Here is a 14636-nt window from a genome sequence, read left to right on the forward strand (position 1 = left end):
TCTCGTCCGTTGTGGAGTCTTGACTCGGGCGGGGAGCGTTATGAACTCTTGACCGGCACGTATTCACCCGATACGGGGAGTGAGATGAGAGTGCACAACGTCCGATCAGGACGCTTCGTCGCCGCACTGCTCGCGGCGGGGGCGACCGCCGCCTTCACGGCGGCCCCGGCCACCGCGACTCCGGCGGCGAGCTCCGGGCTCAACGTCAACGACGTGAACCGTCATCTGGTCGCCTTGCAGCGGATCGCCGAACGCAACGACGGCACACGTGCTTCCGGGACTCCCGGCTACCAGGCGAGCGTGGACTACGTCGCGGGCAAACTCCGCCGCGCGGGCTACGAGGTGTCCACTCCCGACTTCGAGTTCACCAAGTACCGGCTCGACTCGGTCGAGCTGACCGTGGCGGGCTCCCCCGTCGAGGTCGGTGCGATGGAGTACTCGCCCGCCACACCGGACGGAGGGGTGCGAGCCCCGCTGTCGGTCACGCCGGTGGACGACTCCACCGGCTGCCAGGCCGCCGACTACGAGGGCAAGGACGTCACCGGCACCATCACGCTCATCAAGCGCGGTGCCTGCACTTTCGCCAAGAAGCAACGGATCGCCGCCGAGCACGGCGCCGAAGCGGCGGTCGTCTACAACAACGTCGAGGGCGCGCTCAACGGTACCCTCGGGGGCGGTGACGCGGGTGTCATCCCCACGGCCTCGGTCAGCAAGGCCGTCGGGGCGGACCTGGTCACCAAGGAGGGCGAGAGCGCCTCGCTGACCCTCGACGCCACCTTCGACGAGATCACCACCGAGAACGTGATCGCCGAGACCCGCACCGGCCGCAAGGACAACGTGGTGATGGCGGGTGCCCACCTCGACAGCGTGGACGAGGGCGCGGGCATCAACGACAACGGCACCGGCAGCGCGGGGTTGTTGGAAACCGCCCTGGAGATGGGCGGCAGCCCGGACGTCGACAACGCGGTGCGCTTCGCCTGGTGGGGCGCGGAGGAGTCCGGCCTGATCGGCTCGACGAAGTACGTCAACGGGCTGACCTTCGAGCAGCAGCTCGACATCGCCATGTACCTGAACTTCGACATGATCGGCTCGCCGAACGCCGGTTACTTCACCTACGACGGTGACGACTCGGACGGAGTGGGTGCCGGTCCCGGGCCGTACGGTTCGGCGCAGATCGAGCGGGACTTCACCGAGGCGATGAAGCGCCAGGGCATCGAGGTCGAGGGCACCGACTTCAACGGTCGCTCGGACTACGGGCAGTTCATCGCCGTGGGCATCCCCGCCGGTGGCCTGTTCACCGGTGCCGAGGGGACCAAGACCGAGGCTCAGGCCGCCAAGTGGGGCGGCGAAGCCGGTGTGGCCTACGACCCGAACTACCACGAGGCCGGTGACGACCTCGGCAACGTCGACCGCACCGCCCTGATCCGCAACACCAGGGCCATGGCCGACGTGGTCACCCACTACGGAGAGACCACCGAGGAGGTCAACGGCATGCGTAGCAGGGCCGAACGCGCCCAGGTCCGGAGCATGGCCATGGCGCGGCCCATGAGCGCCGCGGCGCACACCGAGTCCCACGGGCATTCCTGCCAGCTTCCGCTGAAGTGACCCGGTCGCCGTAGGGCCGGGTTCACAACTCGGCCGATCGGTCGGTGACTCGACGGCTGGGGCGTCCAAGGGGCGCCCCAGCCGTTTCGGTCCGCGCGCTCCGCACGGGGCAGCGGATCCGTCGCCGTCGATTCCTCGCGGAATCGTTCCGCAGCAGGAACAGGACCGAACCTCGACCACTCACGCTGTCGGCACCGCCGCGACTCTCTCGTGCGGTTCTCACGAGGACGGTCGGAGACGTGGCGTAGTGGCCCTCGATGTCTTCGGCACCCGTTCACGAGCCGTGCGAGAGTTTCCACCACTCGCCCCCGCGAGTGAACCGAGCCGCCGAGCCTCCGTCAGTCCAGGGCGCGGCGCAGGAAGAACCTCATCCCCAGCGCGCCGAAGACCGCGCAAGCTCCCAGCAGGGCCAGCACGCACACCCACGGCGCCATGTGCGGCACATCCGGCAGCAGTGCTCCACGCATGCCCTCGCTGACGTAGGTCAGCGGGTTGAAGGCGCAGACGACCTGGAACCAGCGCAGCTGGTCGAGCTGTGCCCACGGGAACTGGCTCGCGCCGGTGAAGATCAGTGGAGCCAGGATCACGGCGAACATGATGTTGATCCGACGCGGTGGTACGGCCGCCCCCACGGTGAGGCCCACGGCCCCGCCCGCCAGTGATCCGAGCACCATGCACAGCACCGCGAACGGCAGTCCGGACAGGTCCCAGGTGACGTTGCCCAGCATCAGCAGCCCGATCGGGAACATCAGCAGCGCCGCGAACAGCCCCCGTAGCGCGCCGAAGAGCATCTTCTCCACCGCCACCCAGGTGATCGGTAGCGGGGCGAGCAGTCTGTCCTCGATCTCGCGCGAGTACGAGAAGTCCAGCACCAGGGGGAACGAGGTGTTCTGCAGTGCCACGAGGAAGGAGTTGAGCGCGATCATCCCCGGCAGCAGGATCTGCGCGTAACCGGGCTGGGTGTAGCCGAGCTGGCCCAGCACCTTGCCGAAGATGAACAGCAGCGCCACCGGCTGCACCAGCACCTGAGCCAGGAAGCTGGGCATCTCGCGTCCGGTGACGAACACGTCCCTGCCGAGTACCGCCCAGAAGGCGCGTAACGAGCTCCGTGCCGTGCTGGTCATCGCAGATCCCTGCCGGTCAGTTCGATGAAGACGTCCTCCAGGCTCGCCGAGCCCGGCGAGAGGTCGCTGACCACGACGTCGTGTTCGTGCAGCTCGGCCGCCACCGGCCCCAGCAGCGAGCCGGGGTCGGCGTCGACGTAGAGTCGCAGCGCGATCTCCGGGTCCGTGCCGTCGGCGGTGGCGGGACCGCTCAGGGGCTCGACCCGCCGTACGCCCGGGAGTTCGGCGAGCAGCTCGGTGAGCTTGTCCCGGTCGGCACCGTTCGGGCGGATTCGGGTGTCCACGGTTCCGCTGCCGGGCAGCGATTTGATCAGCGCGGCGGGGGTGTCCACGGTGAGCATCCTGCCGTGGTCCACCACACCCACGCGATCCGAAAGTTTTTCGGCTTCTTTCATGTCGTGCGTGGTGAGTACCACGGTCACCCCCTCGGCGCGCAGGTCGTTGATCCGGTCGTGCACGAACAGTCTCGCCTGCGGGTCGAGGCCGGTGGACGGTTCGTCCAGGAACAGCACTTCGGGGTGGTGAATCAGAGCCCTGGCGATCATCAGCCGCTGTGCCTGGCCACCGGACAGGTCGTCGACGCGTGCCCTGGACTTGTCCGCCAGTCCCATCCGCTCCAGCAGCTCGCTCGCGAGCGCGTGTCGTTCGGTGCGTCCGATCCCGTGGTAGGAGGCGTGGAACAGCAGATTCTGCCTGACGTTCAGCGAGCGGTCGAGGTTGACCCGCTGCGGTACCACCGCGACCTTGCTTCTGGCCGTGACGGGGTCACGTGCCACGTCCACTCCGCCGATCGCGGCATACCCGCTGGTGAGTACGACACGGGTGGTCAAGATGCCCACCGTGGTGGTCTTGCCCGCGCCGTTGGGGCCCAGCAGCCCGAAGATCTCGCCCGGCGGCACCCGGAAGCTCAGGCCGTCCACCGCGTTGTGCGCGCTCTTCGGGTAGTGCTTGACCAGGTCCACGACTTCGACCGCGGCAGTCACCCGTCCCCCTAACAGGACTCCGTCGTCTCGTTGAAGTTCTCCGGCCCGGGTGACGTGGTGGTCACGTGGCGGAACCTCGCGTCGGTGGTTGCTCTCCCTCGGGGCGCGTGAATCGTGCGGTGGGAATCACGGGGCGAGCGGCGCACGAGTGCGATTGTACGCCGCGAACCGGTGAACGAGGTCGACTCTCGCCCGACTCGGCCCCCTGTTGGCGTGGTGGCCGTCTAGGGCTACCCTACTGCGCGGAAGCGTGGCAGAGCGGCCTAATGCACTCGCCTTGAAAGCGAGCGGTCCGAGAGGGCCCGGGGGTTCGAATCCCCCCGCTTCCGCCAGTGTGTGCGGAGGAGACGGTGCCCGGAGGGGAGTGCTCCACCGGGCTTCGCCGAGCTTCGTGCGGTCGTGCCCTCGGAGAGCCGGGGAGTTCCTACGGCGCGTCGGGGATGTCCGGGTTCCGTCTCGATGTCGCTTCCCGGCGGGGCTCGGCCCTTTCGGCCGGAGCGCCTCGCGAGCACGCGCGTGGGCCGGTCGTCGTCCGGCCCGGTTCGTTTACCGGGCTGCCGAGCCGGGGTGAACCGGTTCGGCCCGCCCGCGAGTGGTTCGAGCCGTCAGCCGTTCGACCTCCGCTAGATCGATTTTCCGATTTTTCCTCCTGAAGCGTGAGTTTGTGTCATTCGTTCGAGTGAAAATTCGATCGTGCTGAAGCGAAAAAAACTTCGTGTTGAGGAGTTCGAGATCGATCATCGTGGTTGTTTGCCCAGGTGATCGGGCTTTAATTGGAATTTTCCCGCGGCGCGCGAACCACGGACTCGCGATTGCTATACATCGGTGATCGGTTAGCGTTCGCTCGGAATCTGGTCATGCACTTGAGTCAGTTCCGCCGCGGATCGCACTCGGGGCCGGTGGACCCGGCCCGCGAGGAGATCGGTGCACACCGCGAAGGCAGCCACGGCCGCAAGGACGTTCGCAATGGAGTTCTCGAGAGTCGAGTTCCACCGCAAGGGCTCCGGTCTCACCGGGGCCCGTCGTCGTGTCGTGGCTGTACTCGGCCTCCTGCTCGTCGTGTTCACCACCGGCTGTTCGCAAGCCACGTCCGAGTCGGGGCGGGTCGACGAACCCCGGCAGCCGGCCCGGCGGGCGAAGGTGGACCTTTCCGCGCTTCCGGAGGCCACCACTTTCGGAACGACTCCCGCGGCTCCTTCCGATCCGGCACCGCGTTCCGGCACCGACGGCGTGGTGCTGCGTGTGGAACGGGACATCGCGGTCCACGATTCCGTGGGTGGCGAGGCGATCGCGCGACTACCCGCGACCCAGTTCGAATCACCGACCTGGGTCCCGATAGTCGCCGAACGCGGTGATTGGGCACGAGTTCTGTTGCCTTCGCGCCCGAACGGTTCGACCGGTTGGGTTCGGTTGGGAACCGAGAAAGTGCACAAGGCGCACTCCCCGTACGTCGTCGACGTGGACGTGGGGAACCGCCGGCTGGTGGTACTCGAGGATGGTCGGGAGATCGGCTCCTGGAGCGTCGGGGTCGGTTCCGCGGATACGCCGACTCCGAGGGGGCGGACGTTCATCCTCGCCTCCATCAAGGAGACGGTCAGCGATTTCAGCCCGATCATCCTGCCGCTCGGGACACACTCCGAGACCTACACCACGTACGGCGGTGGTCCCGGAACAGTCGCTCTGCACGGTTGGCCGAATCCCGAGGTGTTCGGTGCTCCGAGCAGCGACGGTTGTGTCCGAGTTCCCGGTGACGCGCTGCGGTTACTGCGGTCGCTGCCGTTGGGGACGCTTGTCCGGCTGCGCTGAGTGGGAGGACGGTGAGGCGTTCTCCGCGGCTCACCGTGCGAAATCCGCAGTATTCGATGAAGGAAGTGTGAGAGTGGCTAAGAAGACATACTTCGCGGGAAGCGTGGCCGCGACGGCGGGTCTCCTGATCGCGGGCACCCCGGCTCTGGCCGACACGGTGGACAATGACGGCATCAACGTCGCCAACGACAACAACGCGAGCGTCCTGCCGATCCAGCTCTGCGGTAACAACGTCGCCGTGTTGGGAGTCGTCGCCAACGTTCTGGCGGCGCAGTCCTCCGAGTGCGTCAACGCGCCGGTCGTCGACCACCCCTCCACCGGTGATCACGGCGACAAGCCGGACGAGCCGGAGAAGCCCGAGAAGCCGGACGAACCCGACGAGCCGGAGAAGCCCGAGAAGCCGGACGAACCCGAGAAGCCGGACGACGAGGGCGACAAGCCGGACGAACCCGAGAAGCCGGAGAAGCCGGAGAAGCCCGACGACGAGGGCGAGAAGGAGCTGCCTTCCGCTCCCACGCCGGTGAGCCACGAGGGGCACGCGGCCGTCACGGGCTGACGTCCGCGGACCGGGACTCCGCGACCGTCACGCGACGGAAGCGGAGTCCCGGTCCGCTCTCCTCATGGTCATCCTTCGAACGACGCGGCGGCGTCGAGCATCGCGTCGTTTTCCTCCCGCTTGCCGATGGTGATCCGCGCCCCCGCTCCGGCGAAGGCGCGCACCACCACTTTCGCCGCCGCGCAGTGCTCGTCGAACGCGCCGCTGCGGTCACCGAGCGGCAACCACAGGAAGTTCGCCTGCGTGTGAGGGACCTCGTAACCGAGTTCGAGCAGCGCGTCACGTACCCGGGTGCGCTCCGCCGCGATCTCGGCACATCGTCGTTCCAGTTCGACGGTGGCCCCCAGCGAAGCCACCGCCGCCCGCTGGGCGACGGCATTCACGCTGAACGGGATGTAGACCTTGCGCAACGCCGTGGTGATCTCGGGGTTGCCCACCGCGTAACCGACCCGCATCCCCGCCAGGCCGTAGGCCTTCGAGAAGGTCCGCATCGATACCACGTTGTCCCACTGGCGAGTGAGTTCCACACCGTCCGGAGCCTCGGGGTCGGTCACGAACTCCCGGTACGCCTCGTCCAGTACCACCACCACCTCAGAAGGAACACGGCGCAGGAAGCTCTCCAGGTCCTCCCTGCGCAGCGAGGTTCCGGTGGGGTTGTTGGGAGTGCAGACGAAGATCACCCGGGTCGCCGGGGTGATCGCGGCCAACATCCCCTCCAGGTCCAGCGCGTGTTCACCGGTGAGCGGGACGCGTACCTCCTCGGCCCCCGCCACCCTGGTGAGGATCGGGTACGCCTCGAAGGAGCGCCACGGAAAGACGACCTCGTCACCCGGTCCGCAGGTGGCCTGCACGATCTGCTGGCACAGCGCCACGGAGCCGCAGCCCACCGCGATGCGCTCGGTGGCCACCTCCAGCCGCTCGCTCAACGTCGCCACGAGTTCGGTAGCGGCCATGTCGGGGTAGCGATGTACCTCGTACGCGGCGTTCGCGATGGCGTCCACCACGCTCGGCAACGGTCCGCCGGGGACCTCGTTGCTCGCCAGCTTGATCGACCCGGGCACTGTCCTGCCCGCGACGTAGGCGGGCAGCTCGTCGAGGTCGGAACGGATGCGCACGCTCATTGGCCACTCCTTGCTCTGTTCGTGGCGACTCGGACGGGCCACGGTGAGAGACAGTATCCCGCCGCGGCGTGGCGGCAAGAGGTGTGGGATCGTCGCCGCTTCGTTCACCCGATCCTCGGCCGGACGGAGCACTGGTGGGATGATCTTCCGGGCGTAATGTCGACATTCCTGTCGCTCTTTCCGTCACAACACGTTGACGCGTGTTCACCCCGGCGTGGTTACGTGCGAGTATGATCCAAACCAGGACCGAGACGATCGCGCTCACCAATGACACCCGACTTCGGCTGACGGCCGCCGAACCCGAGAACGTAGTCCGAGGCGGGATCGTGGTCCTGCACGAGGCCGGAGGGGTGACGGAGCGGACGAGGGCGCTGGTCGCCGCGCTCGCCGAGGAGGGCTGGCTCACGGTGGCCCCGCACCTGTACCACCGGGACGGCGCCGACGAGGACGGATCGGCCGGGACGGCCGAACAGGTGGGCGGACTTTCCGGTGACTCCGTGCTGGCCGACACCGACGCGGCTTTCGTGTGGCTGGCCGACCGGGGGGTCTCCACGGATCGGCAGGGCATCATCGGGTTCGACGTGGGCGGGAGCGCGGCGCTGCTGGTTGCGTCGAGCAGGCGTCTGGGAGCGGCGGTGACCGTGGGCGGCGACGGGATCGCCGCTCCGCTGTCGGAGGGCTTCCCGCCGCTGATCGACATCGCCGGGGAGCTGAGCTGCCCGTGGTTGGGGCTCTACGGCGAGGCGGACACGAACACCGGCGGAGCGGAACTGGACAAACTGCGCGCCGCCGCCGCGACCGCCGATGCGGTCACCGACGTGGTGCGCTATCCGAAGGCCGACCACCGCTTCGACGCCGATCCGGACGCGGCGGGGGAGGCGTGGCAACGGGCCCGCAACTGGCTCGACGTGCACCTGCGCTGATCGGGAACCCTTCGCCGTCCTCGTCGGATGCTCGTCGGTGGAGCCCCGCTGCCGTGGCGGGGTTTCGAGCGGGGTGGTGGAACGGGACAACGTCGTCGCCCGAAGTGTCCGGGTGTCACATGTAGCCCTGCGAGGTCTCGGTGGGTTAGGAAGCGGTTATGACTTCAAGCACCACACCCGAGTTGCTCTGGCAACCTTCCCCCGAGTGGGTCCGGCGAACCCGGATCGGCCGATTCCGCGACTGGCTGCGCGAGAACCGCGAGCTGGACCTGCCCGACTACAGTGCGCTCTGGCGGTGGTCGGTCGAGGAGCTGACGGGATTCTGGTCGGCGGTGGCGGAGTTCTTCGGGGTCTCGTTCCACGAATCCCCGGAACGAGTGCTGAGTGCCGAGACCATGCCCGGAGCCGAGTGGTTCCCGGGCGCGCGGCTGAACTACGCCGAGCACGCGTTGTGCGTGGGGCCCGGCAAGGAGGGCTCGGCGATCGCGGTGATCTTCGAACGCGAGGACGGTCACGGCGAGCGGATCACGTTCGGCGAGCTGCGTTCCCGCGTGGCGGCGGCCAGGGCGGGACTGGCGGAGCTCGGGGTGGGCAACGGTGACCGGGTGGCCGCGCTGGTGCCGAACAGCCCCGAGACCCTGGTGGCGTTCCTCGCCACCGTCAGTCTCGGCGCGATCTGGTCCTCCTGCTCCCCGGACTTCGGGCCGCGCGCGGTGGCCGACCGCTTCGTCCAGATCGAACCCGAGGTGCTGCTTACCGTCAACGGTTACCGCTACGGCGGCAGGGAGTTCGACATCACCGAGACGGTCGAGGAACTGCGGGGACGGTTGCCCGGTCTCGGTACGACGGTGCTGATCGACTACCTGCCCGGTACCGGATCGTTGCCCGACACCGTCGGCTGGCGGCAGCTGCTGGAACAGCACGCCGACGCGGAGCTCGCTTTCGAATCGGTGCCGTTCGACCACCCGTTGTGGGTGCTGTACTCCTCCGGGACCACCGGGCTGCCGAAGGGGATCGTGCACGGCCACGGTGGGATTCTCCTGGAGCACCTCAAGGCGATCGGTCTGCACTGCGACCTGGGGCCGGGGGACGTGTTCCTCTGGTTCACCACCACCGGGTGGATGATGTGGAATTTCCTGGTCGGGGGCTTGCTGACCGGTTCGTCCGTCGTGCTGTTCGACGGTAGTCCGGTGCATCCCAGCACGGACACGCTGTGGGAGCTGTCGGCGCGGCACGGCGTGAGCTACTTCGGCACCTCCGCGCCGTTCATCCAGACCTGTCGCAAGCGGGGGCTGCGCCCCGCCGAGGAGTACGACCTCTCGCGGCTGCGCACCGTCGGCTCGACCGGGGCGCCGTTGACGGCGGACGGGTTCGGCTGGATAGCCGAGGCGGTCGGCCGGGACGTGCAGATCGCCAGTGTCTCCGGCGGGACCGATCTCTGTACCGCGTTCGTCGGCTCCTCACCCGACGTGCCGGTGTGGCTGGGGGAGATCTCCTGCCCCATGCTGGGCGCCTCGGTTGCCGCCTACGACGAGCACGGTGAACAGCTCCACGACGAGGTCGGCGAGCTGGTGCTTACCAAGCCGATGCCGAGCATGCCGGTGTACTTCTGGAACGACCCGGACGGCAGCCGGTTGCTGGACGCCTACTTCGACACCTACCCCGGTATCTGGCGCCACGGGGACTGGGTGCGGATCACCGAGCGGGGTTCGCTGGTCATCTACGGTCGCAGCGACTCCACGCTCAACCGGGGCGGCATCCGGATGGGCACCGCCGAGTTCTACCGCGTGGTCGAGGGCTTCGACGAGGTGTCGGACTCGCTGGTCATCGACACCTCCGGTGCCGGGGAGACGGACGGGGAGCTGTTGTGCTTCCTGGTGCTGGCTCCGGGGGCCGAGCTGAGCGAACTGGAACCGGCACTGCGGGAGAGGCTGCGTGACGAGCTCTCACCCAGGCACGTCCCCAACCGGTTCGTGGCGGTTAGTGAGGTACCGCACACTCTGAACGGCAAGAAGCTTGAGGTTCCGGTCAAGAAGATCCTCGCCGGGGCCGCGCCGGAGAACGCCGTCAGTATGGACGCCCTGCGGAACCCCGAGTCACTGCGACCCTTCATGGAGATGAGCAGGGAATGAAGTGACTCGCCCTTCGAGAGGGGCGGGGGGTCGTCTCCGGTGATGTTCGTTGACGACCCCCCGTTGCGAGTCGACTCGAAGGGGTGTGTATGGTTTACATCAGTGGCCGAGAGGAACTACCCGGAGGCTTCGCCTAGTCTGGTCTATGGCGCCGCACTGCTAATGCGGTAAGGGGCAACCCCCCTTCCCGGGTTCGAATCCCGGAGCCTCCGCCGGGACTCCCACCTCGGTGGGAGTTCACAACTGAACATGCGCCCGTAGCTCAACGGATAGAGCATCTGACTACGGATCAGAAGGTTTGGGGTTCGAATCCCTACGGGCGCGCATCATCGCAGGTCAGGGGCGGTTTCGGAATACTCCGGAGCCGCCCCGCTGCTGTGCGGTACACATTTTGTACGCATCACGCCTGGTCGTCCCCGATTGTGTCGGCCGGTGAGCGGGCAGTGTTCGCCGAGCACCACCGCGGTTTGGACGACTTCGTGACCCGGTTGCGGTTCGAGATGCACGAACGCCGTCGACCTGGCGTGCTCCCACCACCTCCGGCATGAGCCCGGCCAACCGGAAGACAAGAGTCATCCGGCGGGCCATCGCGACGTATCTTCCGCCGTCAACACGATTGTTCGGCCCGCACGTTGGAGCGCGCTCAGTCCCGCATCCGGTCGCCTTCGTGGGCGCTTTTGTGTTCGGCGGGTAGCACGCACGGGCGGTCCTCGGCGTCCACGTGCTGTTCGGGGTTCGTGGTTCCACATGCGATGAACATGGTGTCTCCTCGATGGTTGGGGCCGCCTGACCGGCGGGGTGGTTTACTGGTCGGGCGGTGACGGCTCGGCACCGGATACCGGAGGATTCGGTGGTGTCGGGCCGTGGACTACAGGGCGCGGAGCCGGTCCAGCAGGCGGGTGAGGATCGCCGGGTCGCGGGGCCGACCGGGTGGAACTGGCCCGGTGGCGGGTGCGGGGCGGGTGCCTTCGCCTCGGTGGCCGCCCTTGTGGTCTCGTCCCGCTGTGGGGCCGTGGCCGTGAGATCACCGGACAGCGCGGGCACGTGCCCCGGTAGCCGACAGGGGCGGAAGCTGTGCCGTCCGAGAGAGGGGCGGGGTCGCGAAGGTGCTCACCGCTCGGTCTCCACCACCGCGGGCCGTTCGTCCTGCTCGGTGGCGGGTGCGGTGGGTTCGTCCGTGTGCTCGCGCAGCGCGGCCGAGAGCTCGTCCAGCGCGGCGGCCACGGCGTGCCGATCAGCCTCCGGAAGCTGCTTACCGCCGAGCTTGTGGGCGGCCTCGGCCAGCATCCACTGCCCACGGCGCAGCAGCGTCGCCAACCGGGTGTGCGGCCGGCTCACCGTGAACCACCCCCGGTGGGGAGTTGGCCCAGCAGCCGGGTCAGGGTGTCGCGCAGCCCGCGTGCCTGCTCGGCGGTCCACAGGGTGCGGTTGTAGACGGTGGGCGTGATGATCATCAACCGGTCACGGATCAGCGACAGCTCCAACGTCTCGCTACCCTCATGTTCGACCGTGGCACACCGCACCAACACGGATTCCTGCATAGCGTCACCTCCAGTAATCGAAGCGACGCTATGGGGATTGAAGGACGCGGCTTTGACACAGTGGCAAACCCACTCGAATGGGTTATACGTGAAGTCCTGCTCGATAGGCCATACCGCGAAGTTCGCGTCCCACCGCGTCGCGATTGGTCTTGAGCAGTAGCTCAGCGAGGGTGGAACGGGTGAACGGGTGTTTGTGTACGCGTGGCGGCGAGATTCGTTCCGCCGTGCGAAGCGCCCACACCGCCGTTTCTCGTTGCTTTGGTATCCGTGCCAGCGCACGACCGTAATCGGCCCAGTACGCTGCTTTCCTGGTTGGAGACGGGATCATCCGCGGATCTACACTCGCGCCCAGACGGGCGGTCTCGGTGAATTCACCGCACTCCAGGGCAACGGCCATGCGCCACACGGCGACATTCGAAGGACCGAAACCGAACCACAGCGCGTTGGCCTCCCCCGTCCGTTCGGCAAGTTCAGCCGCGTGTTCCAACGGCGGGACACGTTCGCTCGTTCGCCCAGCCGCGGCAGCCAGCAGGGAGTTGGTGAAGGCCAACATTCCGGACAACTGCATCTCTTCCGAAGTCGCCGTTCCCGGTGAAACAGCCTCGAGCGTGTCGGTGGCCAGGTCGAATGCTCCGGCCGCCATGAGCCCGTGCGAGACCCCGAAGCCCGCTACACCGAGCATGAGTGGGTCGTCCAAGTGGTGCGCAGCCTGTTGTGCGAGTTGGGCCGCTTGCCAGCCGAGGTCGAGGGAACCACCGATGTCCCGCAACCAGGCTTGCGTTCCTTGAACGTGCAACAGGACCAATGAGCGCAGCACCGCGCCATCGTGCTTGCCAGCACGCAGGGTTTCGTGCGTATCTCGAATCAACCCCGGCAGCTCTTGTCCGACCTCTGCGTGTCGGCATGCCTGCTGAGCGCTGAGTAACGCGGCCAGCCGATCGTTCAATCCCGCCACGGGCCATACCCGGCCGCGTGGTTCGCCGATACTCGCGCCGAGAAGGGCGAGCCGTACTTCGTTGAGCTGCCCATCCTCGTTCGTCTCACCCGCGCCGCCGAGTGTGAACTCGGTGAGTTCAGTGGGGGCGACTTCCAGAGCTTCGGCAAGAGCAGTGATCAGAGACCGGCGGTCGAGGGCACGTTCACCGGACTCCAGTCGAGACAAATAACTAGCGCTGATACCCGTTAATCCGGCGACCACGGACAAGGACTTGCCGCGCGCGTGCCGGATCTGACGCAGCTTGCGACCGATATCCGACTCCACGTGAGCAAGGCTACCCAGCAGACTGTCCGGAGTTAATCGTGATCACCGGAGGTTGGGACTCATCGTCCGGTGACTCGTCGACCATATGGGGGTTCTTCTCCGAAACTCCGGCCCGTCGACCGGGGTAAAACCTCCGCGAAGAGGTACGCACCGAGGATAGCGGGAACGCGATCAGGTGACGAGACTGCGGGAGCTACTCGCCGACGGCCTGCCCTGGCGGCCGTTCGTGGCGAGCGAGCCGCAGCCTCGCAACAGATCGATGAGAAACCCCGCGCGTGCGGGGCCTACCGCACCGCGTGGCTGTACCACACCGTATGCGACGGTCTATCCCCGCGCGTGCGGGGCCTACTTCGGACGCTGAAACGGACACCGCTGCTGACGAGGTCTATCCCCGCGCGTGCGGGGCCTACACCGAGCACCGACTTGCCGTCACCCGGCGCGAGGGTCCATCCCCGCGCGTGCGGGGCCTACCCTTTTTGTCCTGCGGTTCCGCAGTGTCGTTATTCGATTGTGACCATCAGTGGTGGCGACGTGGATCTTAGTAGGCGCCACCGGCATCCACAATGCCCCATTGTCGCACCGAGTCGGGTAGCTGTCGTCGCTCGTGGGGCGGACCTCCGGTGTCTGATCAAGGCCCGGCCGGTGGTGGAGTCACCGCGTCCGGGGCCGTTTTCACGGGGAGACGACGTGACCGCACGGTGGTCGCGTACAGCGCGTTCCTCGATGGTTCGAGACGCGGTCGGATGGACAGAAAATAAGCCGTGACCAGCGTCAACGGTACTCAACAGAGCGCGTTGGTATACCTGTGATCTCTCTACGGATCAGAAGGTTTGGGGTCCGAATCCTTACGGGCGCGCTCAAGGCCCCAGGTCAACGGCCTGGGGCTTTTTGGTGTCGCGGGGTGGTCGCCGATTTGTCGCCAACTTTCACGAGCCCTGCCTCATCACCGAGTTCAGCGCATCGGCACTCGCGTGAAAGGCGTGATCGCGCTCCGTGTGGTTGCCCGACGATCGGGGCGCGTTGCTTCGCTCGGCCGGCGCGAGAGCGCGACCTACGGCGAACGGATGAGGATTTCCGGGCGTGGTTCCTCGGTCTCCACGCGGGTAACGACACCACTACAACACCATCGGGTGAAGCGCTCGGGCTTTCGACTGGAAGAAGGGTCGACTCGGTGGGACCGTGCTGTCCGGAAGGCTCCCGAAACGGAGGTGGACATCATGGAAATGCCCATCGTGAACGAGTGCGTAGCCACGGACTGCGCCTACAACCAGCACCAATCCTGCCACGCACTCGCGATCACCGTGGGAGAGCCGACTCACCCGCGATGTGACACCTTCACCACCGCCGCTTCCCCCGGTGGCGACCCCGGGACGGTCGGTCACGTCGGGGCCTGCAAGATGTCCGACTGCGAACACAACGTGAACCTCGAATGCCAGGCTCCCGGAATCACGGTCGGCTACCAGGAGAACATCGTCGACTGCCTGACCTACGCACCCGCGTAGCCGACACACCGGTTCCCACCGGCCGATGCGACGGATGGGATGTCGGTGGAATCGTTCTCGTCCTAGCCGTGATCGATTCCTC

At 67.0% G+C, this 14636-nt stretch carries 12 protein-coding genes and 3 tRNA genes; 9 read left to right on the plus strand and 6 right to left on the minus strand.

All coding sequences use genetic code 11. The features are described from left to right. The first annotated feature begins 84 nt into the window (after positions 1–84). Positions 85–1605: a M28 family metallopeptidase gene (locus tag BLQ75_RS19465; RefSeq protein ID WP_170837574.1), complete on the plus strand. Its 1521-nt coding sequence runs from the start codon at positions 85–87 to the stop codon at positions 1603–1605. Positions 1606–1943: 338 nt separating this feature from the next. Here the strand turns inward: BLQ75_RS19465 and BLQ75_RS19470 are convergent, their stop codons facing one another. Then, the gene (locus BLQ75_RS19470; protein ID WP_092604126.1) at positions 1944–2729 is read right to left on the minus strand and encodes an ABC transporter permease; all 786 of its coding nucleotides are present in this window, start codon (positions 2727–2729) and stop codon (positions 1944–1946) included. Beyond that, complete coding sequence (locus BLQ75_RS19475) at positions 2726–3712, minus strand: ABC transporter ATP-binding protein (protein ID WP_092604127.1); 987 nt, start codon at positions 3710–3712, stop codon at positions 2726–2728. Before BLQ75_RS19475 ends, BLQ75_RS19470 begins: the two co-directional genes overlap by 4 nt. 244 nt (positions 3713–3956) lie before the next feature. On the opposite strand from BLQ75_RS19475, the gene BLQ75_RS19480 reads away from it, so the two are divergent. The 3 genes from BLQ75_RS19480 (at position 3957) to BLQ75_RS24315 (ending at position 6074) form a co-directional block, all read left to right on the plus strand. Continuing rightward, a tRNA-Ser gene (locus tag BLQ75_RS19480) sits at positions 3957–4044 on the plus strand. A 634-nt stretch (positions 4045–4678) separates the two neighbouring features. After that, complete coding sequence (locus BLQ75_RS19485) at positions 4679–5518, plus strand: L,D-transpeptidase (RefSeq protein ID WP_092604128.1); 840 nt, start codon at positions 4679–4681, stop codon at positions 5516–5518. Positions 5519–5591: 73 nt separating this feature from the next. After that, on the plus strand, positions 5592–6074 hold the full coding sequence (locus BLQ75_RS24315; RefSeq protein ID WP_244515750.1) for a hypothetical protein: 483 nt from the start codon (positions 5592–5594) through the stop codon (positions 6072–6074). 68 nt (positions 6075–6142) lie between these two features. Here BLQ75_RS24315 and hisC read toward each other — a convergent pair whose 3' ends face one another. Next, positions 6143–7195, minus strand: a complete 1053-nt coding sequence (gene hisC, locus BLQ75_RS19500) for a histidinol-phosphate transaminase (RefSeq protein ID WP_092604129.1) — start codon at positions 7193–7195, stop codon at positions 6143–6145. A gap of 230 nt (positions 7196–7425) precedes the next feature. Between hisC and BLQ75_RS19505 the strand changes: the two genes are divergently transcribed. From BLQ75_RS19505 to BLQ75_RS19520, 4 genes are all read left to right on the plus strand, one after another. After that, positions 7426–8118: a dienelactone hydrolase family protein gene (locus BLQ75_RS19505; protein WP_092604130.1), complete on the plus strand. Its 693-nt coding sequence runs from the start codon at positions 7426–7428 to the stop codon at positions 8116–8118. A gap of 158 nt (positions 8119–8276) precedes the next feature. Next, positions 8277–10250, plus strand: a complete 1974-nt coding sequence (locus tag BLQ75_RS19510; RefSeq protein ID WP_092604131.1) for an acetoacetate--CoA ligase — start codon at positions 8277–8279, stop codon at positions 10248–10250. Positions 10251–10372: 122 nt separating this feature from the next. Next, positions 10373–10462 (plus strand) — tRNA-Ser (locus tag BLQ75_RS19515). 39 nt (positions 10463–10501) lie between these two features. Next, a tRNA-Arg gene (locus BLQ75_RS19520) sits at positions 10502–10574 on the plus strand. 786 nt (positions 10575–11360) lie between these two features. Here the strand turns inward: BLQ75_RS19520 and BLQ75_RS19525 are convergent. The 3 genes from BLQ75_RS19525 to BLQ75_RS19535 form a co-directional block, all read right to left on the minus strand. After that, on the minus strand, positions 11361–11588 hold the full coding sequence (locus tag BLQ75_RS19525) for a hypothetical protein (protein WP_092604132.1): 228 nt from the start codon (positions 11586–11588) through the stop codon (positions 11361–11363). Further along, complete coding sequence (locus BLQ75_RS19530; RefSeq protein WP_244515752.1) at positions 11585–11791, minus strand: hypothetical protein; 207 nt, start codon at positions 11789–11791, stop codon at positions 11585–11587. Before BLQ75_RS19530 ends, BLQ75_RS19525 begins: the two co-directional genes overlap by 4 nt. Positions 11792–11873: 82 nt before the next feature. Then, positions 11874–13052, minus strand: a complete 1179-nt coding sequence (locus BLQ75_RS19535) for a helix-turn-helix domain-containing protein (RefSeq protein WP_092604133.1) — start codon at positions 13050–13052, stop codon at positions 11874–11876. 1217 nt (positions 13053–14269) lie between these two features. On the opposite strand from BLQ75_RS19535, the gene BLQ75_RS19540 reads away from it, so the two are divergent. After that, positions 14270–14554, plus strand: a complete 285-nt coding sequence (locus BLQ75_RS19540) for a DUF1540 domain-containing protein (protein ID WP_092604176.1) — start codon at positions 14270–14272, stop codon at positions 14552–14554. Positions 14555–14636 lie beyond the last annotated feature (82 nt).

This window comes from Actinopolyspora xinjiangensis (genome assembly GCF_900104475.1).
Lineage (GTDB): Bacteria > Actinomycetota > Actinomycetes > Mycobacteriales > Pseudonocardiaceae > Actinopolyspora > Actinopolyspora xinjiangensis.

Coding starts and splice junctions, on each gene's coding strand:
- BLQ75_RS19465 (WP_170837574.1), top strand. CDS start 85: ATGAGAGTGCACAACGTCCGATCAGGACGCTTCGTCGCCGCACTGCTC.
- BLQ75_RS19470 (WP_092604126.1), bottom strand. CDS start 2,729: ATGACCAGCACGGCACGGAGCTCGTTACGCGCCTTCTGGGCGGTACTC.
- BLQ75_RS19485 (WP_092604128.1), top strand. CDS start 4,679: ATGGAGTTCTCGAGAGTCGAGTTCCACCGCAAGGGCTCCGGTCTCACC.
- hisC (WP_092604129.1), bottom strand. CDS start 7,195: ATGAGCGTGCGCATCCGTTCCGACCTCGACGAGCTGCCCGCCTACGTC.
- BLQ75_RS19505 (WP_092604130.1), top strand. CDS start 7,426: ATGATCCAAACCAGGACCGAGACGATCGCGCTCACCAATGACACCCGA.
- BLQ75_RS19510 (WP_092604131.1), top strand. CDS start 8,277: ATGACTTCAAGCACCACACCCGAGTTGCTCTGGCAACCTTCCCCCGAG.
- BLQ75_RS19530 (WP_244515752.1), bottom strand. CDS start 11,791: ATGCAGGAATCCGTGTTGGTGCGGTGTGCCACGGTCGAACATGAGGGT.
- BLQ75_RS19540 (WP_092604176.1), top strand. CDS start 14,270: ATGGAAATGCCCATCGTGAACGAGTGCGTAGCCACGGACTGCGCCTAC.